Origin of the sequence: Streptomyces sp. NBC_00663, from assembly GCF_036226885.1 — a bacterium.
Lineage (GTDB): Bacteria > Actinomycetota > Actinomycetes > Streptomycetales > Streptomycetaceae > Streptomyces.
The window spans coordinates 4,632,602-4,651,991 of sequence record NZ_CP109027.1 but is presented as its reverse complement, the minus strand read 5'-3'; the positions used below and the strand labels follow the sequence as shown (position 1 = coordinate 4,651,991).

The following is a 19,390-nucleotide window of genomic DNA, read 5'->3' as shown; positions in this document are numbered from 1 at the left end:
CCCACAGGTGCGGCCGCCCTCCTGCACAGGGCGGCCGCACCGCTGATTCAGGGGGCTGTCCCAGTCCCGTCAGCGCGGTGAAGCAATGGCCCGAGCCGCCGCTACCTCCTGGCGCAGGGGTTCCAGGACGCTTCCCGCTGGGCCTGTGAGGTCCGTGCGGACTGCGTAGAGGGTTTCTGCCTCTCGGACTCCTTCTGCCAGCTCCCGGAGTTGGAGGACCACTTGGCCGACCTCGGCCTCGGAGGGCAAGGGGGCGCCGTGCTTGGTGCGGACTCGGGCCGCTGTCGTCGCGTCGACGATGCGCTCCACCGCCACCACCAGCGGCCACCACGCCGCCGCCCGGCGGCCCGTGGGTGGCGGTTCGGTCAGGGCGCGTTGGAATTCCGTGCGGATGACCGAGAGGTCGCGGTAGAGGCCGCGGCGCAGGCGGGCTCTGGCCGGGGGGTCTTTCGGGTCGTGGCCGAACGCCGACTCCACGTAGGTCGCGGTGTCGTCCACCGCCTTGGCCAGGCGGTCGCCGACTCGTGTGTGCCAGCTCTCCGGCCAGAGCAGGTAACCCGCGACCAGGGCGATGCCGCAGCCCATCAGGGAGTCCAGGAGGCGGGGCATGAGCAGGGCTGTGCCCTGGTGGTTCAGGATGTCCGAGAGGAGCAGGATCACCGGGGTGATCGCGGCTGTCTGGTAGCCGTAGCCACGTGGGGTGAGGGCGGGGATCAGGGGGGCCAGGAGCAGCATCACCGGGATGTCCCACCAGCCCCTCGGCACCTCCGAGAGGACCGCCGCCGCGATCACCAGGCCCGCCACCGTGCCGAGCGCGCGGAGCAGCGCACGGGAGAACACCGAGCCGAAGTCCGGTTTCAGGACGAACGTGATGGTCAGCGCCACCCAGTACGAGCGGGGCACCGGGATGATCGAGACCAGCACCTGGGCCACGCCGATGCAGAGGGCCAGGCGCAGGCCGTAGCGCCAGGACGCCGCCGACAGCGCCACGTTGCGGGTCGCCCGCGCCGCACGGATGCGCAGCGCCGCCGGGCGGCCCAGCCGGTCGTCGAGGCCGGCGGGGTCGACGTCCGGGGTCCTGACCACCTCCGCCGCGTGGCGCAGCGCGTGGTCCACCGCGCGGGTCGTCTCCGAGGTGGGCGTGGGCAGGTGGAGGGCTATCGGGCCCGGGTAGCCCGTTTCCACGGCCGACGCCAGGTGGTGCACCGCCTCGGTGACCTCCGGGGGAAGGGGTTCGCCGGTGACGTGCGCCGCAGGAGCCGCCTCCACCACCGGCGTGATCGCGTTCAGCTGGGCCAGCAGCCGGGTCAGGTCGGGGCTTCGGCCGTGGTGGCGGGTGCGGCGGGCCAGGATGAGGTCGTACGACTGGTTCAGGGACTGGGTGACGGCGTGCCGGGCCTCGTCGTACTCCTCCGTGCCGCAGGCCGCCATCAGTGTCGCGACCGTGCGGTAGGTGTCCGCCACCGCCGACCGTTCCGGCACTCCGGAGCGCAACGGCCAGGCCAGCAGCGCCAGGACCAGCACCAGCAGGCCGCCGCCGGTCATCAGCAGCGGCGCCAGCCACCACTGGCCCGGCATCGGCAGCCCCGCTCCGACCACGGAGTTGAGGAGCAGCAGCAGGCCGGACACCGACGCCACCGCGCCGATCGTCGAGATCATTCCCGAGAGCAGCGCCACGAGCGTGACCACCGCGACCGCCAGCCATCCGTGGCCGAACACCAGCGAGCCGACCGTCACGCCCACCGCCCCGAACAGCTGGGGGATCGCGATGTTGAGGATGCGCATGCGGTACGCGTCCGCGGTGTCGCCGATGACGCCGGACAGGGCGCCCATGGAGGCCAGGGCGCCGTACTCCACCTTGCCGACGGCCAGGCCGACGGCCAGTGGCAGGGTCATCGCGATCGAGGCGCGGGCCACGGCCGCCCAGTTGACCGGGGCCGGCTGGGACCGGAGGTTCCTGACCAGCCAGTCGGGAGGGGTGAGGCCGATGGGGAACTCTCTGGACATGGGCCTATTACACGTCATCCGCCCTGGTGCAGGTCCAGCTCCACCAGCAGCGCCCGGTGGTCGGTGTCGGTCAGGTCCAGGAAACGGGCGTGGGTGGCGGAGAAGTCCGCCGACACCAGGACGTGGTCGATCTGCGCGCCCAGCGTCGGGGAGGTGCGGGCCGGCCAGCTGGGGGTGCGAGGGTGGCCGTTCAGCCGCGCGGCATCGCGGAGACCCGCGTCGAGGATGTGGCGGAACGCGGCATGGTCCTGCGAGGCGTTGAAGTCACCGGCGAGCAGCAGCGGTGTGCCCGCGTACCGTGCCGCGAACTCCCGCAGCGATCCCAGCTCCCGCTTCCACACGTCCACCTGACCCGGCAACGGTGGCATCGGATGGGCGAGTTGGAGCCGTACGGCGTGCCCGTCCACGTCCGCCACCGCTCCCGGCATCCCCATCGTGCCCGGGACCGGGTCGGCCGCGGCGAGCGGGTAGCGGCTGAGGATCTCCGAGCCGTCGGAGCCCGCGCCCGGCACGGTTCGCCGGTTCGGGTAGGCGACCCCGAGGGTCCGCTTCAACTCCGCCTCGCAGGTGTACTCGCACTCCTGGACGAACACGACGTCCGGCTTCTCCCGGCGCACGACGTCCACCAGAGCGCCCGTGCCACGCCCGAACTCGACGTTGGAGGTGAGGACACTGAGCGAGGCGAGCACCCTGCCGTCGGGCTCGGCGGTCTTCCCGTACGGCTCGATGAACCACGCCAGCAGGCCGAGCAGCGCCACTCCCCAGACCAGGCCCACCCACCACCGCGCGAGCAGCGCGAGCAGCAGTCCCAGCCCCGTGGGCACCAGCAGCCACGGCAGAAAGGCCAGCAGCTGGGGCACGGGGGTGAGGGCGTCCGTGTCGGCGGTACGGCAGCCGACGACCACGCTCACGGCGGCGAACAGCAGTCCGCCGAGCCAGACCCCGGCCCGTCTGCCTCCCCGCTTCTCCGGCACAGCGCGTACATCGGTTTCCCCCGTGATGGACTGGTACGTCACGAACCCGAGACTACGATCGGCCGTCGATCCGTGTCAGGAACGCCCCCAGCGCCGCGTTGAACTCCTCCGGCCGCTCCAGGTTCGGCATATGGGCCGCCCCGGAGATCACCAGCAGCTCGGAGTCGGGGAGTGCCGTGTGCATCGCCCGCGCGTCGGACACCGGGGTGTACTCGTCGTCCGCGCCGACCACGACCAGTGCGGGGACCTTCACCCGGGTCAGCAGGTCGCGGTAGTCGGGCCGCAGGGCACGGGCGCGCAGGGCCGCCGCGGCGCCCTCGGGGGAGGTCGCCGTCATCATGCGGTGGACATGGGCCTTCACCTCCGCGGTCGCGTACGGGGCCACCATCTTCTCCAGCACCTCGTCGGCGTACCCGCGCATGCCCTCGCGCAGCAGCCGGTCCGCCATCGCGTTGCGGGCCTCGACGCCGTCGGGGGTCTCGGGTGCCGGGAACGTGTCGGCGAGGACCAGGCCGCGGACCCGGTCCGGGAACTGACGGTGGAAGTCCATGACGATCTGGCCGCCCATCGAAAGGCCCGCCAGCACCGCGGCCGGGACGCGCAGTGTGTCCAGCAGCGCCGCGATGTCCCGCGCGAAGTCGGGAAAGCCGCGCACGCCCGGCAGGACCGGGGAGGTGCCGTAGCCGCGCAGGTCGGGGGCGATCACCCGGCGCCCGCCGGAGAACGCCTCGATCTGCGGGGCCCACATGGTGTGGTCGAAGGGGTGGCCGTGGATCAGCACCACAGGCGCGGGATCGGTCATGATCCCGACCCTAGGACGCTCCCGTCCCTCGGTGCAATAAGATCTTTGCACTCGGTGCAATCGTGAGTGGCACGTCAGCGAGTGGTACGTCAGAACGTGCAAGTGGGGGAAGAGTGGACGACTATCGGGCCATCGCCGACCGGCTGGCCGACGACATCACCGCCGGGCGGCTCAAGCCCGGCCAACGGCTCATGCCACAACGCCAGTTCGCCCGGCGGCGCGGGATCGCCGGATCGACGGCGGGACGCGTGTACGCCGAACTCGTACGGCGGGGCCTGGTCGTGGGGGAGGTCGGCCGCGGCACCTTCGTGCGGGCCGCCGCGAGCGACCCCACCGGCCGTGCCCTCATCGAGCGGGCGAGTGCCGCGCCGGTGAACATGGAGCTCAACTACCCGGTCGTGGAGGGGCAGTCCGAGCTGCTCGCCCCGCTCCTCGCGCCCCTGCTGCGGCCCGACGTCCTCGCCGAGGCGCTGCTCCCGGCCGCCGCCACCGGCACCGCGCCCGCGCGGGAGGCCGCGGCGGCCCTCCTCGCGCCCATTGGCCGGCGTCCCGAACCCGGCCGCGTGCTGTTCACCGGCAACGCCCGCCAGGCCATCGCCGCCACCCTCGCCTCCCTCGTCCGGCCCGGCGGCCGGGTCGGCGTCGAGCCGCTCACCTACCCCCTGGTCAAGGAGATCGCCGCCCGGCTCGGCATCGTCCTGGTGCCGCTGTCCGCCGACGCGGACGGGCCGCTGCCCGAGTCCGTCCTCGCCGTCCACCGCACGGCCCCGCTGTCCGCCCTCTACCTCCAGCCGACCCTCCACAACCCGACGTCCCTGACCATGAGCGACGAGCGACGGCGGCAACTCGCTCATGTCGTCGGCGAGTTGGGCCTGCCCGTCGTGGAGGACCGCATCTGGTCCTTCCTGCACCCGGCCGCCCCCGACCCGCTCGCCACCCACGCCCCCGCCCTCGTCCACGTCGTCGACAGCCTGTCCAAGCGGGTCGCGCCGGGGCTCACCGTCGGGTTCGTCGTCGTACCGGAGCACCGGGTCGACGCGGTCGCCGCCGCGATCCGGTCCGGCGGGTGGAGTGCGGGCCGGTTCGCGCTGGAGGCGGCCGTGCGGGTCATGGCGGCCGGGGTGGTGGAGCGGCTCGTCGAGGCGAAGCGGGCGGACGCGGCGCTGCGGCAGCGGATCGTCGGCGAGGAACTCGACGGGTTCGCCGTACGGGCCCATCCGCAGGTCTTCTACGCCTGGTGGGAACTGCCCGCGCCGTGGCGGGCCGACACCTTCACGGCCGCCGCGGCGGCGCACGGGATCGCCGTGACACCGGGGCCCGCGTTCGCCGTGGACCCGCACCGGACGCCGGACGCGGTCAGGCTCGGGCTTGCGTCGGCTGCGGTACCGGATCTGCGACGGGCGCTGAGGACACTTGCCGGCGTCGCGCGTAGCGGGCGGTGAGCCAGGTCGCGCAGGCCGCCGTGAGGCCGAGGGCGACCAACAGCCAGGAGACCGTGCGCAGGGTGGCGGTGAGGGCGTCGTAGATGACACCGGCGGCGCTGCGATGGTCCGCGTCGGGCAGGTCGGCGAGGGTCATCCGGCGGCCGAGGGCGACCGCGAGGCCGAGCAGCGCGCCGCCGAGCGCCGTGCCCAGCGAGGTCGCCGTCACCGCGCGGCGACGGCAGGCGGCGACCGCGATGCCGACGGCGGCGAGGACCAGGGCGCTGACGGGCAGCCAGAAACCGGCGAGGTCGAACGGCACATAGGCGTCGGTGAGTTGACGCCTGACCTGGGCCAGCTCGACGGTCACCCAGTACGCGGCCCAGGCCGACACCACACTGAACGGCACGAGCAGACAGGCCAGGGCGATGAGCACGGCCGAGAGGGCGTTGCGAAGGCGTGGACGCACCCTTCCAGGCAAGGGCCCGGCGGGCGCGGGCGCGAGCGGGGGCACTGCATTCGGGTGTACCGCGCACTCCCCGGGGCCGGAAGCCAGTTCTCCCAAGCCCTCCCGCTCTCCGGTGGAGGGTTCACCCGAACGGGTGTTTCCTGGTTCTGGGGAGAAGGAGGCCGATCCATGCGCACCACTCCGGCCCTGCGGACCCTGGCCGCGGCCCTGCTCACCGGCGGCACTCTCGTCGCCGCGGCAGCGGGCACCACGGCCGCAGCCGCCACCCCGCCGACCTACGCCGACGGACATGGCGGAGGCGGCGGATCCGGCGGTCCGATCTGGGGCACCATCGTCTCCGGCGTCGACCTCAACGTGAGAGCCGCGCCCACCACACATTCGCCCGTCGTCGCCCAGCTCTCACCCTGGAGCCAGGACCGTGTGGACTGCAAGGTCCAGGGGCAGCGGGTGAACGGCAACCCTTACTGGTACTGGCTCGTCGGCGCCCAGGGATGGGCGAGCGCCGCGTTCGTCGACACCGGCGGACGCGGGGTGCCGAGCTGCGCCGATCCGTGTCCCCAGTGGAAGGACGGCTCCTGGAGCAACTGGGACGACCCGTACGAGAACGACTCCTGGAACATGACGGCTTCCGGCTCCTGGACCTTCTCCGGCTCATTCAGCTGGAGCGTGACCGGATCCTTGGCCGTCGCCCCGGGCGGTTATCCGGGCGGGTGATGAGAGAGAGGGAGACAGAAGGGCCCGGCAGTGCCTGCCGGGCCCTTCTGCCGTCGTGCCTCGACGGTCCGCGACGACGTCAGCGGATGCGGTTCCCCTCGCCGTCCTCGTGCGTGTAGTAGCGGTAGAAGAACACCGCGAAGACGCCCGCCGCGACCGCGACCCCGAGGGCCGTGGACCGAAGGACGCTCTCGCCGGTCTGGCTGTAGAGGAAGCCGATCGCCGCGCCCGCGAACGCGGACTTCACCAGCGAGTGCAGCTCGCGCTTGAGCAGCGGGGCGAACGTCGCCACCGCCACGCACAGCACGATGAACGCCAGCGCCGTCACAAAGCCGAACAGGATGTTCCAGCCGGTGATCTCGCCGCCGCCGCGCCGGTTGGCGGCGGCCCAGTAGCCGTAGACGAGCCCCAGGACGACGGGAATCCCGTACCGCGCCGCCAGGTGGACCTGTGGGCTGAAGACATCGGGCGAACCGCCGGCCATTCGGGCCGGGCCGCCGGACGCGGGTGCCGCATGAGCCATGAGAGGACTCCTCTCTCTCCTCGCCCCCGCCTACCAGAGCACACCTGGGAGAGGGGCCTGGCAAGTCGGAATGCGGGCCCGCACCCCCCATGTTTCGCTGAAGTGCATGAAGCACGGGCTGAGGCCGATGGGCGGGGGGCGGCGGCGCGGTCCGGTCGTCAGGGTGCCCAGACCCGCCCGGGAGTACGACGTCCCGCGCCGCCACCAGCTGCTGCGCGTCCGCGGGCGCAGTGTCGCCTGGGTGCCGCCGCTGCTGATGCTCGTCGCGATCGCGGCGATCGACTTCAACACGGCCGGCGAGTTCCGGATGATCTCCTGGGTGGTGCTGGTGCCCGGTATCGCCGCCGCGATCTGCGGGGTGTGGGGCACCGCGGTCTTCGCCGTGCTGGCACTCGTGACGTACTTCGTCGCCGACACGTCCTATCCCAGCCGGTACGAGAGTTCCCTGCCCGACTTCATCCTGGTCGCCGTCGGCGGCGTCCTCGCCGTTCTGGCCTGCGCGGTCCGGGTCCGCGGCGAGCGGCATCTGCTGCACATGCGGGACGTCGCCGACACCACCCGCCGCACCGTGCTGCGCCCCCTGCCACCGGACTGGGGCGGCCTCGACCACGCGGCCGTCTATCTCGCCGCCGACGTCGAGGCCCGGGTCGGCGGCGACTTCTACGACGTCCAGCAGGGCCCGCACGGCACCCGTGTCCTCGTCGGCGACGTCCAGGGCAAGGGGCTCGGCGCGGTGGAGGCGGCGGCGGCCCTGCTCGGCACCTTCCGCGAGGCGGCGTACCACGAGGAACTCGGCACGGTGGCCGAGCGCCTGGAGATCCGCATCCTGCGCCACGGCCGGCATCTCACCGCCCTCGGCCGCGACGACGGCGACCGCTTCGCCACCGCCGTCCTGATCGGCTTTCCCGACGACGAGCGGGACGTGGTGGACGTAGTCGTCTTCGGCCACGAGCCCCCGCTGGTCGTCGGCCCCGACGGCGTACGGCACCTGCCGGCCGGGCACGGACTCCCGCTCGGCCTCGGTGAACTCTCCGACGACGGGCCGCCGCCCGTGCAGCGCGTCCCCCTCGGCCCCGCCGAGACCCTCCTGATCACCACCGACGGTGTCACCGAGGCCCGGGACGCCGAGGGCCGCTTCTACCCGCTCGCCGCCGAGGTCGCTGCCGCCGTCGCCGCCGATCCGCGGGCCGCCGAACCCCACCGTCTGGTCGCCCGTGTCCGTGACGGCACGCTGCGGCACAGCGGTGGCCGTCTCGCCGACGACACCACGGTGTTCGCGGTCCGCAGATCGCTGCCCGGAACCAGTGGGACCGGAACCGTCCGAAAGGGACGTTTGCAGTCCTGAGGCCCACCTTTGCAGCCGCAGCGGTTACGGTGCTGCCGTACGTGATCGACGGGGGATGGGGAGGGACCGATGCCCGGAACCGTGCTGCTGCTGGCCGTCGCACCGGCGGGCAAGGGGTGTCTGGTGGACGCCGCGTCCGTCCTGCCCGTCCTCGCGGCCGTGCCGCCCGCCGTGCTGTCCGGCGCGGACACCGCCAACGTGGTGGAGCTGGCGGACCCGTTGGAGCCGCAGGCCGTGCTGACCCGGCTGCGCGCCGCCGCGGCGGCCCCGGGACCGCTCACCGTCTTCGTCACCGGCCAGCTCCAACTGGACCGCCGCCAGCGCCTTCCCCATCTCGCGCTGGCCCGCACCACCCCGGCCACGGTCCGCTACACGGGCTTTCCCTGGCACTGGTTCAAGGACGAACTGCGGCTGCGCCCGGCCGGCGCGACCGCCTTCGTCCTCGATCTGCACGCCGACGCGGAGACATGGGAGTGGCTGCGGGCGAACCCGCTGGAGACCGGCCGCAACAACGCGGTGTACGGGCGGATCGCACCGCCGCCGTCCCGGCGCAGCCTGGGCACGCCCGCGTACATGAAGGCGGTCGCGACGATCCTGAGGAGCGGACACCGGCCGCCGCTCGACCAGTTGCACCAGCAGGCGCTCAGCCGCCTCCCGCAGGAGAGCGTCGGCCACGTCCTGAGCGCACAGGGCCCCGTCGCCGGCGATCCGCACGTCCTGATCTCGGCCGCCGTCGCCGCCCGGCGCCACGGTGATGCCGACGCGCTCGCCGCGCACCACGAGCTGAACGCCGTACGGGCCCACGGACCCGCCTCCGAAGAAGCCCTGCACTGGAGTGAGGTGCGGGCCGATCTCGCGATGTTCGCCGGGGACCCGGCGCGCAGCTGCCGGGCGTGGCTGGCGGTGGCGACCACCCGGCTCGGGGCCGGGCAGCCACCGGACGCGCCCGCCGTGGAGTCCGCCGCCGACCGCGCCCACCACCAGTGGGGCCGTATCGACGACCCGGCGCGGGCCCGTGAACTGGGGCCCGCGCTGGCGGAGTTGAGGGCCCGGGTGCCAGGGCGCCGGGAGGGCGCCCTGGACCATGTGCACAAGCACCTCAGTCAGCTTCAGACGCTCAGCTCGTGAAGGTGAAGTACTTCCAGGAGCCGTACGTCGTGGTGTTCACGCTGTCGCCCGAGCCGCTGACGTAGGAGTTGCGGACCCGGAAGCGGACGCCCTTCGGCGGGGTGCCGGTGAGCTGCACGGCGGACTTGCCGGCCGAGTCCAGCTTGAAGTACTCGCGGTACGTGGTGACCCAGCTGGTGCCCGACCAGTACTGGACCTGGAGCAGCTGCTTGCGGCCCCCGTACGGCGGCAGCGTCGCGGTGACGACCGGGTCCTTGGACTGGCGGAAGAACAAATACGTGTGGTTCCACGTGTACTTGGACTTGTAGGCGCCGCTGACGGACGTGGAGATCGACACCTTGGCGCCGACCGTGCTCTGCGTCGACTTCGGCGCGTAGCGGGCGTCGCCCGCGAACTTCGCGGTCAGCTCGGTCTTGCGCTTGAGGTCCACGACCACGGACAGATTGCCGTCGGAGTTGACGGTGCCGGTCTTCACCAGCGTGTTGGGCTTGTCCGCGCCGTAGGGGTTGGCCCAGATCTCCACCGTGCGGTTCTTGTACGTCGTACCGAGGTGCGCGGTGAACTTCACGTCCTGGCCGTACGAGTAGACCTTGCCGTCGTTGTTCAGCGTCAGGGTCGGCGTGGCGCGCGAGACGTCCACGGTGTCGGAGGCGGTGGCCGCGGTGTGCGTGGCGTCGCCCGCGTACGTCACCGTGTACTTCACCTTGGCGCCGGCCGGCGGGACGTCCGTGAAGCTGAACTTGCCGCCCGTGCCGAGGGACTTGGTGCCCAGCGACTTGCCGTTCGGCGACTCCAGGTCGGTGCGGGTGACCGTGACGGGCGTGCCGGCGGGCAGGGCCAGGTTGGCGGTGAGCGTGCCGGTCACCGTGAGGGTCTTGGCCCGGGGCGCGGAGGCGGGGGCGTTCACGGTGAGCGTCGCCGCGTACTTGCGGGGCTCGTCGATCACCCGGAACTGGGGTGTGTAGTAGGTGTCGGTGACGGCGAACAGCTTGCTGCCGTCGGCCGTCCAGTTGGTGAGGTGGCCGCGCGGCATCCATTCGCTGGTCAGGTTGCGCACGTTGGCCGGCTTGGTCTCGTCCGTGGAGAAGACGTAGGTGTCACCGACGTCGTCCGTGTCGAGGACGGTGGCGGCGACCGTGCCGTCCGGCGCCACGCTGACCGACTCCGGCTGGGACGCGATCGGGAACGTGCGCACCGTGGCCAGGTCGGAGAGGCGGTACTCGACGAGGCCGCTGCCGGCCGTGATCAGGTTCTGGCCGTCCGGCGTGAGGGCCGCGTCGTGCGGGAAGCCGCCCTTGTCGTCCTGGACGCGGATCACCGGTGTGCCGGAGGCGATGTCGTAGACGATGACCGGCCCGGAGCTGATGCCCGCGTCGAGGGCGACGAGGGTGCCCGGGTTGTCCGGGTCGGCGAGCAGCACCGGCGGGCTGGCGTAGTCGTGGCCCGCGGCGAGGTCGAGGGTGACCGTCGGCGTCTCGGCGGTCAGGTCGACCACGCCGAGCCCGGAGTCCCACTGGTCGCCGTAGCCGAACCACAGCTTGCCGTCGGCGTAGGCGACGTGCGACGGGATGGTCCCGGTGCCGGTCGGGTACTCGGCGGTCTGCGTGAGCGTCGCCGTGTCGAACGCGACGATCTTGTCGGCGCCGTAGACCGCCGCGTACAGCGTGCTGTCGTCCGGGCTGAGCGTGAGGTCACGGACCTGGGGCAGGCCGGTGAGCGTGGTGATGACGGTGCCCGCGTTGTCGGTGACGGCGATCTGGTCGGTGGACCGGTCGCTGATGAACACCCGCTGGTGGGTGCCGTCCACGACCGTGTCAGTCGCGTCCTCGATCGCCGAGACGGGCTTGACGGAGTCGGCGAACGCCGGAGTGGCGGTCAGGGCCGCCGAGCTGAAGAGGACCGCCAGCGTGGTGGCGGCCGCGAGGGAGCGCATACGCACTTGGGTTTCGAACCCCCCGGAACGAATGTGGGTGCCGCACGCGGCCGGTCACGTGCGGGACCTGTGCGTCGCGTGTGGCGAGTGAGCGAAGAGTAAGTCATGCCACGGACAACGACGCCACAGGGGTCACATGTAAGCCAGGGCGCCCGCGAGGAGGGCCCGCACGCCCGGCCCGATCACCGACAGATCCGGCGCGAAGTGCGGGCTGTGGTTGCTGGGGATCGCGTCCAGCTTCGCGAACAGGTCGTCGCCGCCGGGCGCCGCGTCCCAGGTCGCGGCGGGGGTCGTGGTCACGAACCAGTAGGCGTACGGCTGCCCGTCCGCGGCCAGCAGGGAGAAGTCCTCGCTGCCCATCGCCGGGCCCGGGTCGAAGACCGTGCCGTCGCCGAAGACCTCGCGGTGCACGGCGGCCACCCGCCGGTCGGCCTCGGCGTCGTTGACGGTCGCCGGGAAGGAGCCGCCGAGCGTCACCTCCGGCTCGCGCGGGCAGCCCGCGGCATGGCACTCGCCCTCGGCGATACGGCGGATCGCGGCGAGCATCCGGTCCCGGACGGCCTCGGACTGGGTGCGCAGATTGAGGGAGATCCGGGCGGTGGACGGGATGATGTTCGGCGCGCTGCCCGCCTCGATCCGGCCGACGGTCAGCACGGCCGACTCGCGCGGCGCGATCTCCCGGCTGACGACGCTCTGGAGCCGGGTGACGAGATACGCGGCAGTCACCACGGGGTCGACAGTCGTCTCCGGCCGCGAACCGTGCCCGCCCCGCCCGTGCACGACGATCTCGACGTCGGTCGTGGCGGACAGGATCAGCCCGGGAACGTGCGGGTAGAGCCCCACCGGGCCCGGGGCGGCGTGCTGGCCGAGCAGCACATCGGGGCGGGGCACGCGCGCGTACAGCCCGTCCGCGACCATCGCCGCCGCCCCGCCGCCGGTCTCCTCGGCGGGCTGCCCGACGACGATCAGGGTCCCGTTCCAGGCGTCCCGCCCGGCGGCCAGCGCCCGGGCCGCGCCCGCCAGCCAGGTCACGTGCAGATCGTGCCCGCACGCGTGCATCACGCCGTCCGTCTCCGAGGCGTACGGCAGCCCGGTCTCCTCCCGCACCGGCAGCGCGTCCATGTCGGCGCGCAGGAGGACGACGGGCCCGTCCCCGTTGCGCAGGACGCCCGCGACACCGGTGCCGCCGATGCCCTCGACGGTGTCGTACCCGGCCGACTTCAGCCGCTCGGCGAGCAGACCGGCCGTGCGGTGCTCCTGCCGGGACAGCTCGGGGTGGCGGTGCAGATCCCGGTAGAGGTCCTCCAGGCCGGGGAGGCCGAGATCGGCGGTCAGATCCAGCACGGTGCGGGCGGCGGCGGAGGTCATGCGGGGCAGCGTATGCCGAGGGAGGCGCTACGGCCCGTCAGGGGAGCGCATGCCGAGCCACTGCTCGGCGTCCCACGCCTCGAACCGCTCCACCTCCGTGAACCCCAGCTTGGCCGCCAGCCGCATCGAGCGGGCGTTGGCGGTCTGGGTGTGGAGCACCACGGATTCCCCGGGAAGCGCGCCGTCGAGCCAGCCCAGCGCCGCCGCACACGCCTCGCCGGCATATCCGTGCCCCCACGCGCGCGGCAGGAGCAGGTAACCGAGGTCGACCTTCCCGGCGGCGGCTGGGCGACCGTGCCCCGGCGCTCTCCTGAGAAGAACCTGGCCGATCATCGCCCCGTCGGCCTCGACGACGAAGCTCCCGGGCCACCGCTCGGGTGTCGGGGGCAGCTCGCGCTCCAGCTCGGCACGGGGCCGGGGTCCGCCCAGGTAGGTGTGCACGTCCGCCGAGGCGAGCAGCTCGACGAACACCGGACGGTCTCGGGCCTCGGGCTCGCGCAGGACGAGCCGTTCGGTCCGTATCGGGACGGGGGGCCAGGGGACGGGGCCGAGGTCGGTCATGGCGGGCAACCTAGCGCGCACGAAGCGGCCGCCGACGCGGAGGGGGGAGTGGGCGTCGACGGCCGCGGTCCCAGGGGGTCGTGCGTCAGAACGCGGGGATGGCGCCCTTGGCCTGGGAGTTGGCCTCGCGGGCCTTGTTGATGTTGTCCTGGAGGTTGCCGGTCAGCGGGAAGTTGGCCTTGCCCCAGTAGTTGTGGCCCTTGGCGTTGGTGTTCCACAGGGCGTTGCGCGGGGTGTCGTCCATCATGTTCATGTCGACCAGGGCGGGCTCGTCCCAGGTGCCGTTGCCCCAGGCACGCGGCACCTCGCCCCACTTGGCGAAGCGGAAGGCGTGGGTGCCGGAAAGGAAGCGGGGGCGCTCCTCGCCCTGCTTCTGGAAGACCACGACGGACTCCCAGTCGTTGCGGTGCCCGAAGGCGTCGACGCCGTTCTGTGCCTGGTCCTTCTCGAAGTAGAGCGTGTAGACGTAGGCGCACCAGCCGCTCTTGCACCTTCTTCTGGAAGGTGCCCGCCTTCGCCCCCAGCGGGGTCAGGACGGCCGCGTTGGCGCTGCCGGTCACACCGACGGCCGCACGCGGCTGACCGGCTTGATGGAACCTTTACCGGAGCGGGGGCGTTGTGCGGATGAGATCACTCAGACGAGTACCGAGGTGACGTCAATGGCACTGTTCGACCGGCTCAAGGACCAGGCCAAGGGCTTGCAGCAGCAGGTGCAGGGCGGCGGACACGGCGGCGGCCACGGCAGCGGTTCGCGTGGGGGCTCTCACGGCGGCGGCTCGCGCGCCCAGCTGGTCGGTCTGTTCAAGAACCAGCTCGGCTCGATCAAGACCGAGCTCAAGAGCGGCGCCTACCGGGACGCGAGCATGGCGATGTGCGCGCTGGTCGCGGCGGCGGACGGTCATGTGGACGCGTCCGAGATGCAGCAGATGGAGTCGATGATCCTGAGCAACGAGGTGTTGCAGAACTTCCCGCCGGAGCAGCTGCGCACCCGTTTCCACAAGCATGTGGAGCAGCTCACCCGCAACTTCGCGCAGGGCAGGTCCGAGGCGCTCCAGGACATCGCCAAGGCCGCCAAGAAGCCGGCCGAGGCGCGCGCGGTCGTCCAGACAGGCATCGTCATCGCGGGCGCCGACGGCCACTTCTCGCAGGCCGAGCAGATGGTCCTGCGAGAGGCGTGCACGGCGCTGAACCTGAACCCGGCGGAGTTCCAGCTCTGACCGCCGGCCAGGACAGGCCCTAACCCCGCTGAAGCTGCTGGACCTGGCCGACCTGGTCGGCCCGGTGGTCCTCCGACGCTCTGGCCGGCCCCGCGTTCGCCGCCAGGACCAGGGCCGCCACGGCGACCACGGCGGCTATGACGCCCCTTGCGTAACGCTCGGTGGTGCTGGTGCGTTCGAGCACGACGACCTCGCAGTGACGACGGTGACGACAGCGGTTACGGCATTCCCCCGCCTATTTACGTACTGCCTATTAAGCAGGCTTAATACGCCGTTTAACCTAGAGCCCGGCGGAGCCGAACGGCAAGAGGCACAGGGGGAGTTGGCCCATGTCCGACCGTGACGACCCGGAGACCATCGGGCGCAGGGTGCAGCACCTCAGGGTCGAACGCGGGCTGACCCAGCGCCAGTTGGCCGAGCCTGCCTACACCGCCGCCTACGTCTCCACCCTGGAGTCGGGCCGGGTGCGCCCCTCCGACCAGGCCCTGCGCCATCTCGCCGACCGGCTCGGCGTCGCCTTCGACGAGCTGGCCACCGGCCGCCCCGCCCGCCTCGTCACCGATCTGCGGCTGCGGCTCATCGAGGCCCAGCGCACCCTCGCCGCCGGCGACACCGAGGAAGCCGCCCGCAGTTACACCGCGCTGCTCGCCGAGGCCGAGGAACTCCAGCTCGCCGAGGCGCGGTACGACGCCCTGATCGGGCTCGGCGAGTCGGCCGTGGAGAGCGGTGAACTCATTGAGGGGCGGCAGTACTTCGAGCGGGCCGAGCTGGTCCTCGCCGACGCCCCGCTGCCCGCCCGGGTGCCCGCCCTGCGCGGCCGCGCCCTCGCGCACTACCTGGCCGGCGAACTCCGGTACGCCGTCTACCTGCTGGAGTCCACCCTCGACGAGCTCAACCGCGGCGGACTCCACGACCCCGACGCGCTCCTGCTCCTGTACGCCAGCATCATCGGCCCGTACATGGACATGGGCGCCCACGCCCGCGCCGCCCAGGCCGCCGAACTCGCCCTCGCCCTCGCCCCGCAGGCCGGCGACCCGGCGCTGGTCGCCCGGATGCACCGCTCGGTCGCCCGCACCCTCATCGCCGAGGGCCGCGTCGCCGAGGCCGACGCCTCCCTCGCCAAGGCCGCCGAGCTCTACCGCGGCCTCCAACTCCGCACGGAACTGGCCAACTGCCACTGGATGCGCGGATACGTCTGCGCCCAGAACGGTGAACTGGAGCGGGCGGAGAGCGAGTTGAGACAGGCGCTCACCATGCTGTCCGCCAAGCGCGCCGCCCTCTACTCCAGCCAGGCCGCCGTCGAGCTCGCCGACGTACTGCACCGCCGCGGCAAGTCCGACGAGGCCGCGGCCCTCCTCCACGACGTCCTCGGCGACCTGTCCTCGGAACGCGGCGCCGTCCACTCCGCCGCCGCGCACCGACTCCTCGGCATCATCGCCGAGGACGCCCGCGACCCGGAGACCGCCGAGGAGCACTACGTCCGCGCCCTGAGCCTGCTGGAACGCGCGGGCGCCGCCGGCGACCTGGCCGACCTGTGCCGCCTGCTGGGCGACCTGCTCCGCCGCGAGGGGAGGGTGGAAGCGGCCCTGGACGCCTACCGCACCGGCCTCGGCCACCGCACCGCCCCGGGCACCACGACCCTGGGTCCGGCGCCCGCACAGCCTCCTCTATGACCGTCCCGATCCCCCGCACAGGACCCACCGGTTAGCCTGCGCGGAGGACGAGAGGGCGGGTGTGGAGAACCAGAGGACGGTGGCCGACGGGCTGCGGATGGCCGTACGGGCGCTCGTGTACGCCGTCCTCGGCGGGGCCGCGCTCATCGCCGTCGCGACCGTCGCCTCCGTCCTCGGCCCGACCCTCGCCCTGGACCTCTACACCCCGCCCGTCGCCGCCTGGTGGACGGTGTTCACCGCGATCACCGTGCAGGGGGTGCCGTTCCTGCTGCTGGGCACGGTCGTCTCCGCGGCCATCGGGGCGTTCGTGCCGGAGCGGGTGTTCACCCGGCTGCTGCCCCGCAACCAGGCCCTCGCCGTACCGGTCGCGGGCGCGGCGGGGGTCGTGCTGCCGGGGTGCGAGTGCGCGTCCGTGCCGGTGGCGGGGAGCCTGATGCGCCGCGGGGTCGCCCCGGCCGCCGCCCTCGCCTTCCTGCTCTCCGCGCCCGCCGTCAACCCCGTGGTGCTCGTCGCCACCTCCCTCGCCTTCCCCGCCCAGCCCGAGATGGTCCTCGGCCGGCTCGTCGCCTCGCTCGCGACGGCCGTGGTGATGGGCTGGCTGTGGGCCAGGTTCGGGCGGGAGGAGTGGCTGCGGCTGCCCAAGGCCGCCGCCCACTCGGGCAAGGGCGTGCGCGCCTTCGGCGCCGGGTTGCGGCACGACTTCCTGCACGCCGGCGGTTTCCTCGTGCTCGGCGCGGGAGCCGCGGCGACCTTCAACATCGCCGTACCGAGGTCCGTGCTCGACCTGTTCACCGGCTCGGCCTGGCTGTCGGTGCTGCTGCTGGCCGTTCTCGCGGTCGTCCTGTGCGTGTGCAGCGAGGCGGACGCCTTCGTGGCGGCCTCGCTGAGCGGCTTCTCGCCGACCGCGCGCCTCGCGTTCATGGTGGTGGGCCCGATGGTCGACCTGAAGCTGATCGCCTTGCAGGCGGGCACGTTCGGGCGGGCCTTCGCGGTCAGGTTCTCCGCGGTGACCTGGGTGGTCGCCGTCGTGAGCAGCGTGCTCGTGGGGTGGTGGCTGGCGTGAGGCGAGGGCGGTACGGTCCCGCGCTGCTGCTGGTCCTGGTCGGGGCGGCGATCCTGCGGATCTCGGCGTTCAGCGAGCTGTACCTGCGGTATGTGCAGGCGGGGCTGCGGCCGTACCTGGTGGTCTCCGGGGCGGCGCTGGTCCTGCTGGGCGTCGCGACAGCCGTCGTACGACGAACCGGGCACGGGGGCGAAGAAGGACACGGGGACGAAGAAGGGCATGGGGGCGAAGAAGGGCATGGGGGCGAAGAAGAACACGGGGGCGAGGAAGGGCACGGGCACCGCGGCCCCCGTACCGCGTGGCTGCTCGCCCTCCCCGCGCTCGCCCTGCTTCTCTTCCCGCCGCCCGCCCTCGGCTCCTACAGCGCCGAACGCGAGGCCGCGCAGCGGGCCGCGCAGGGGGTCGGGACCTTCCCGGCGCTGCCCGCGGGGGACCCGGTGGAGCTGACCGTGGGCGAGTTCGCTTCGCGGGCGATCTATGACAGCGGGCGGTCGCTGAAGGGCCGCACGGTGCGGCTGACCGGGTTCGTCACCCACGGCGACGACGGCACCTGGTACGTCACCCGGCTCCTCGTCTCCTGCTGCGCCGCCGACGCCACCACCAGCAAGGCCGAGATCCGAGGCGCCGACGCGCTGCCCGCGGACACCTGGGTCACCGTCACCGGCACCTGGCACCCGAAGGGCACGCTGGGCACCGACTCGGCGTGGCCGCCGGTGCTGGACGCCGCGACGGTCGTCCGCGTGAGGGAGCCGGCGGACCCGTACGAGAAGAGATAGCGGTGAGGTGAGGGGCGGCCACCGTCCCGGTGGCGGGGGTGGCCGCCCCTTGCGAGGACGCGCGGCTCCCCTGCGCGGTCCCCGCCCGACATCCCCGGTCCCGCGCGGAGCGGCGGGAGACGCCCCGGTCGGCGTCGCGGGCACGGGGACAGGCCTGTCGGGTCTGTCGGGTCTCGTTCTACGGTTCCGGCGGCGAAGGGCCGCCCCGGTAGGGGAGGTGCGGAAGTGGCGCGGACAGGCGCATGAGCGGCTCCGGCACGGGATGGACCTCGTGGGCGGCCGCTTCCTGACTCACCACGACCGACGGTAGCGACCCGACCCCGTCGTGTGAAGCCCCTTTCGTGAGTGCCGGTTCCAGGACGCCGCGATGACCGATGCCCGGCCGGTGGCCGCCGTTCGGGGCGGCGGGAGGGGTTCCCGCCCAGGTTTCCCGCCTCGGACGAGGGGTAGTCGGGCTGCGCCCCGGGAGACGGACCGCCATGAGCGCGGATGCCCGCTCCGGGTGAGTCCGCTCCGGGAGCTCACGGACGACCATGGTCGCGCCGGACGAAGGAGGCGGTGGCCGTGCGACCCAGGAACGACGGCTCCGGCGCCCCCGGCGACGACCCCGGCCCGTCCGCAGGCGGCTCCAGGCTGTCCGGGCAGGACCCGGGACGGGAGGAGCGGGAACGGGATCGTGCGCGCGCCGCCGAGGTGATCGCCGAGGAGGTGCGCGGCACGGCGCCCGGTGAGATCCCCCAGCGGCTGTGCGTCGTCGCCGTCAGGCTGCTCCCGGTCATCGGCGCCAGTGTGTCCCTGCGCTCCAACGGCATGCCCGTCGGTCTGAGCGCGAGCAGTGAACAGGCGTCCCACCTCGCGGCGGTGCAGGCGACCCTCGGTGACGGACCCTGCTTCCACGCCTTCCGGAGCCGTGCCCCGGTGCTGGCCGCCGACCTCACCGCCGGCCGGGACGTGCTGCGCTGGCCGGTCTTCGCCCAGCAGGCGACGGCGGCCGGAGTGCGGGCGGTCTACTCGTTCCCGCTCGGCAACGACGCCGTGTGCGTCGGCACCCTGGACCTCTACCGTGACACCCCCGGAGCACTCGGCGACCGCGATCTGCGGACCGCGCAGATCGTCGCCGGCGTGATGACGGTGGCCCTCGTGACGCTGCCGCGAGGCGAGGAGGCCGGACCCGACGGGGACGAACGCTGGCTGAGCGGTCTGGCCACGGACTACGACGACGTCTACCAGGCCGTCGGCATGATCATGGCGCAGCGGCGGGTGAGCACCGACGAGGCGCTGGCCCGGCTGCGCGCGCACGCCTTCGCACACAACCGCACCGCCCTGGAGGTGGCGCGCGACGTGATCTCGCGCAGGACGAGGTTCGACGGCAACTGACCGGCGCGGGGAGCGCCGCCCCGCCGCGCGTCCGCCGGT

The 19,390-nt window shown here is 72.8% G+C and carries 18 protein-coding genes and 1 pseudogene; 9 read left to right on the top strand and 10 right to left on the bottom strand.

The window, feature by feature from the left end:
• Nucleotides 1-69 precede the first annotated feature (69 nt).
• From OG866_RS21240 to OG866_RS21230, 3 genes are read right to left on the bottom strand one after another with little or no spacing between them, the layout of a single operon-like run.
• Nucleotides 70-2,007: an FUSC family protein gene (locus tag OG866_RS21240; RefSeq protein ID WP_329336895.1), complete on the bottom strand. Its 1,938-nt coding sequence runs from the start codon at nt 2,005-2,007 to the stop codon at nt 70-72.
• Between the two features lie 14 nt (nt 2,008-2,021).
• Entirely contained in the window at nt 2,022-3,008 is a 987-nt protein-coding gene (locus tag OG866_RS21235; RefSeq protein ID WP_443063653.1) for an endonuclease/exonuclease/phosphatase family protein, read from the bottom strand.
• 25 nt (nt 3,009-3,033) lie between these two features.
• Nucleotides 3,034-3,783 (bottom strand): alpha/beta fold hydrolase, encoded by a 750-nt coding sequence (locus tag OG866_RS21230; protein WP_329336893.1) that lies wholly within the window; start codon nt 3,781-3,783, stop codon nt 3,034-3,036.
• 113 nt (nt 3,784-3,896) lie between these two features.
• Here OG866_RS21230 and OG866_RS21225 point away from each other — a divergent pair, with 113 nt between their 5' ends.
• Entirely contained in the window at nt 3,897-5,225 is a 1,329-nt protein-coding gene (locus OG866_RS21225) for an aminotransferase-like domain-containing protein (protein ID WP_329336891.1), read from the top strand.
• On the opposite strand, the gene OG866_RS21220 is transcribed toward OG866_RS21225, so the two are convergent.
• Nucleotides 5,140-5,673, bottom strand: a complete 534-nt coding sequence (locus OG866_RS21220; protein ID WP_329336889.1) for a hypothetical protein — start codon at nt 5,671-5,673, stop codon at nt 5,140-5,142. The two genes, OG866_RS21225 and OG866_RS21220, sit on opposite strands and share 86 nt — an antisense overlap.
• Before the next feature lie 168 nt (nt 5,674-5,841).
• Here OG866_RS21220 and OG866_RS21215 point away from each other — a divergent pair, with 168 nt between their 5' ends.
• Nucleotides 5,842-6,387: an SH3 domain-containing protein gene (locus tag OG866_RS21215; RefSeq protein WP_329336887.1), complete on the top strand. Its 546-nt coding sequence runs from the start codon at nt 5,842-5,844 to the stop codon at nt 6,385-6,387.
• A gap of 79 nt (nt 6,388-6,466) precedes the next feature.
• Here the strand turns inward: OG866_RS21215 and OG866_RS21210 are convergent, their stop codons facing one another.
• The gene (locus OG866_RS21210; protein WP_329336886.1) at nt 6,467-6,910 is read right to left on the bottom strand and encodes a hypothetical protein; all 444 of its coding nucleotides are present in this window, start codon (nt 6,908-6,910) and stop codon (nt 6,467-6,469) included.
• A 106-nt stretch (nt 6,911-7,016) separates the two neighbouring features.
• Between OG866_RS21210 and OG866_RS21205 the strand changes: the two genes are divergently transcribed.
• The gene (locus tag OG866_RS21205; RefSeq protein ID WP_329336884.1) at nt 7,017-8,255 is read left to right on the top strand and encodes a PP2C family protein-serine/threonine phosphatase; all 1,239 of its coding nucleotides are present in this window, start codon (nt 7,017-7,019) and stop codon (nt 8,253-8,255) included.
• 69 nt (nt 8,256-8,324) lie between these two features.
• On the top strand, nt 8,325-9,383 hold the full coding sequence (locus tag OG866_RS21200) for a hypothetical protein (protein ID WP_329336883.1): 1,059 nt from the start codon (nt 8,325-8,327) through the stop codon (nt 9,381-9,383).
• On the opposite strand, the gene OG866_RS21195 is transcribed toward OG866_RS21200, so the two are convergent.
• From OG866_RS21195 to OG866_RS21180, 4 genes and pseudogenes are all read right to left on the bottom strand, one after another.
• The gene (locus OG866_RS21195; RefSeq protein ID WP_329336882.1) at nt 9,373-11,316 is read right to left on the bottom strand and encodes an Ig-like domain repeat protein; all 1,944 of its coding nucleotides are present in this window, start codon (nt 11,314-11,316) and stop codon (nt 9,373-9,375) included. The genes OG866_RS21200 and OG866_RS21195 overlap by 11 nt on opposite strands.
• Before the next feature lie 132 nt (nt 11,317-11,448).
• On the bottom strand, nt 11,449-12,684 hold the full coding sequence (locus OG866_RS21190) for an amidohydrolase (RefSeq protein WP_329336880.1): 1,236 nt from the start codon (nt 12,682-12,684) through the stop codon (nt 11,449-11,451).
• 27 nt (nt 12,685-12,711) lie between these two features.
• Entirely contained in the window at nt 12,712-13,245 is a 534-nt protein-coding gene (locus OG866_RS21185; RefSeq protein WP_329336879.1) for a GNAT family N-acetyltransferase, read from the bottom strand.
• Between the two features lie 85 nt (nt 13,246-13,330).
• Nucleotides 13,331-13,735, bottom strand: a pseudogene (locus tag OG866_RS21180) (NPP1 family protein); the annotation flags it as partial.
• 169 nt (nt 13,736-13,904) lie between these two features.
• Here OG866_RS21180 and OG866_RS21175 point away from each other — a divergent pair.
• Complete coding sequence (locus OG866_RS21175; protein WP_329336877.1) at nt 13,905-14,462, top strand: tellurite resistance TerB family protein; 558 nt, start codon at nt 13,905-13,907, stop codon at nt 14,460-14,462.
• Nucleotides 14,463-14,481: 19 nt separating this feature from the next.
• Here the strand turns inward: OG866_RS21175 and OG866_RS21170 are convergent, their stop codons facing one another.
• Entirely contained in the window at nt 14,482-14,646 is a 165-nt protein-coding gene (locus OG866_RS21170; RefSeq protein WP_329336874.1) for a hypothetical protein, read from the bottom strand.
• A gap of 145 nt (nt 14,647-14,791) precedes the next feature.
• Between OG866_RS21170 and OG866_RS21165 the strand changes: the two genes are divergently transcribed.
• The 4 genes from OG866_RS21165 to OG866_RS21150 all read left to right on the top strand — a co-directional run bounded on the left by OG866_RS21165 (nt 14,792) and on the right by OG866_RS21150 (nt 19,351).
• Nucleotides 14,792-16,135, top strand: coding sequence for a helix-turn-helix domain-containing protein (locus OG866_RS21165; RefSeq protein ID WP_329336872.1), 1,344 nt, complete (start codon nt 14,792-14,794; stop codon nt 16,133-16,135).
• A gap of 97 nt (nt 16,136-16,232) precedes the next feature.
• Entirely contained in the window at nt 16,233-17,198 is a 966-nt protein-coding gene (locus tag OG866_RS21160) for a permease (RefSeq protein WP_329344225.1), read from the top strand.
• A complete protein-coding gene (locus OG866_RS21155; RefSeq protein WP_329336869.1) occupies nt 17,195-17,974 on the top strand; it encodes a TIGR03943 family putative permease subunit in 780 nt (259 codons plus the stop codon). Before OG866_RS21160 ends, OG866_RS21155 begins: the two co-directional genes overlap by 4 nt.
• A 558-nt stretch (nt 17,975-18,532) precedes the next feature.
• A complete protein-coding gene (locus OG866_RS21150) occupies nt 18,533-19,351 on the top strand; it encodes a GAF and ANTAR domain-containing protein (RefSeq protein ID WP_329336868.1) in 819 nt (272 codons plus the stop codon).
• Nucleotides 19,352-19,390 lie beyond the last annotated feature (39 nt).

Bases quoted from the DNA above. Each gene is read 5' to 3' on its own strand.
- OG866_RS21240 (WP_329336895.1), bottom strand. From the start codon at position 2,007: ATGTCCAGAGAGTTCCCCATCGGCCTCACCCCTCCCGACTGGCTGGTC.
- OG866_RS21230 (WP_329336893.1), bottom strand. From the start codon at position 3,783: ATGACCGATCCCGCGCCTGTGGTGCTGATCCACGGCCACCCCTTCGAC.
- OG866_RS21215 (WP_329336887.1), top strand. From the start codon at position 5,842: ATGCGCACCACTCCGGCCCTGCGGACCCTGGCCGCGGCCCTGCTCACC.
- OG866_RS21210 (WP_329336886.1), bottom strand. From the start codon at position 6,910: ATGGCTCATGCGGCACCCGCGTCCGGCGGCCCGGCCCGAATGGCCGGC.
- OG866_RS21205 (WP_329336884.1), top strand. From the start codon at position 7,017: ATGAAGCACGGGCTGAGGCCGATGGGCGGGGGGCGGCGGCGCGGTCCG.
- OG866_RS21200 (WP_329336883.1), top strand. From the start codon at position 8,325: ATGCCCGGAACCGTGCTGCTGCTGGCCGTCGCACCGGCGGGCAAGGGG.
- OG866_RS21195 (WP_329336882.1), bottom strand. From the start codon at position 11,316: ATGCGCTCCCTCGCGGCCGCCACCACGCTGGCGGTCCTCTTCAGCTCG.
- OG866_RS21190 (WP_329336880.1), bottom strand. From the start codon at position 12,684: ATGACCTCCGCCGCCGCCCGCACCGTGCTGGATCTGACCGCCGATCTC.
- OG866_RS21185 (WP_329336879.1), bottom strand. From the start codon at position 13,245: ATGACCGACCTCGGCCCCGTCCCCTGGCCCCCCGTCCCGATACGGACC.
- OG866_RS21175 (WP_329336877.1), top strand. From the start codon at position 13,905: ATGGCACTGTTCGACCGGCTCAAGGACCAGGCCAAGGGCTTGCAGCAG.
- OG866_RS21165 (WP_329336872.1), top strand. From the start codon at position 14,792: ATGTCCGACCGTGACGACCCGGAGACCATCGGGCGCAGGGTGCAGCAC.
- OG866_RS21160 (WP_329344225.1), top strand. From the start codon at position 16,233: ATGGCCGTACGGGCGCTCGTGTACGCCGTCCTCGGCGGGGCCGCGCTC.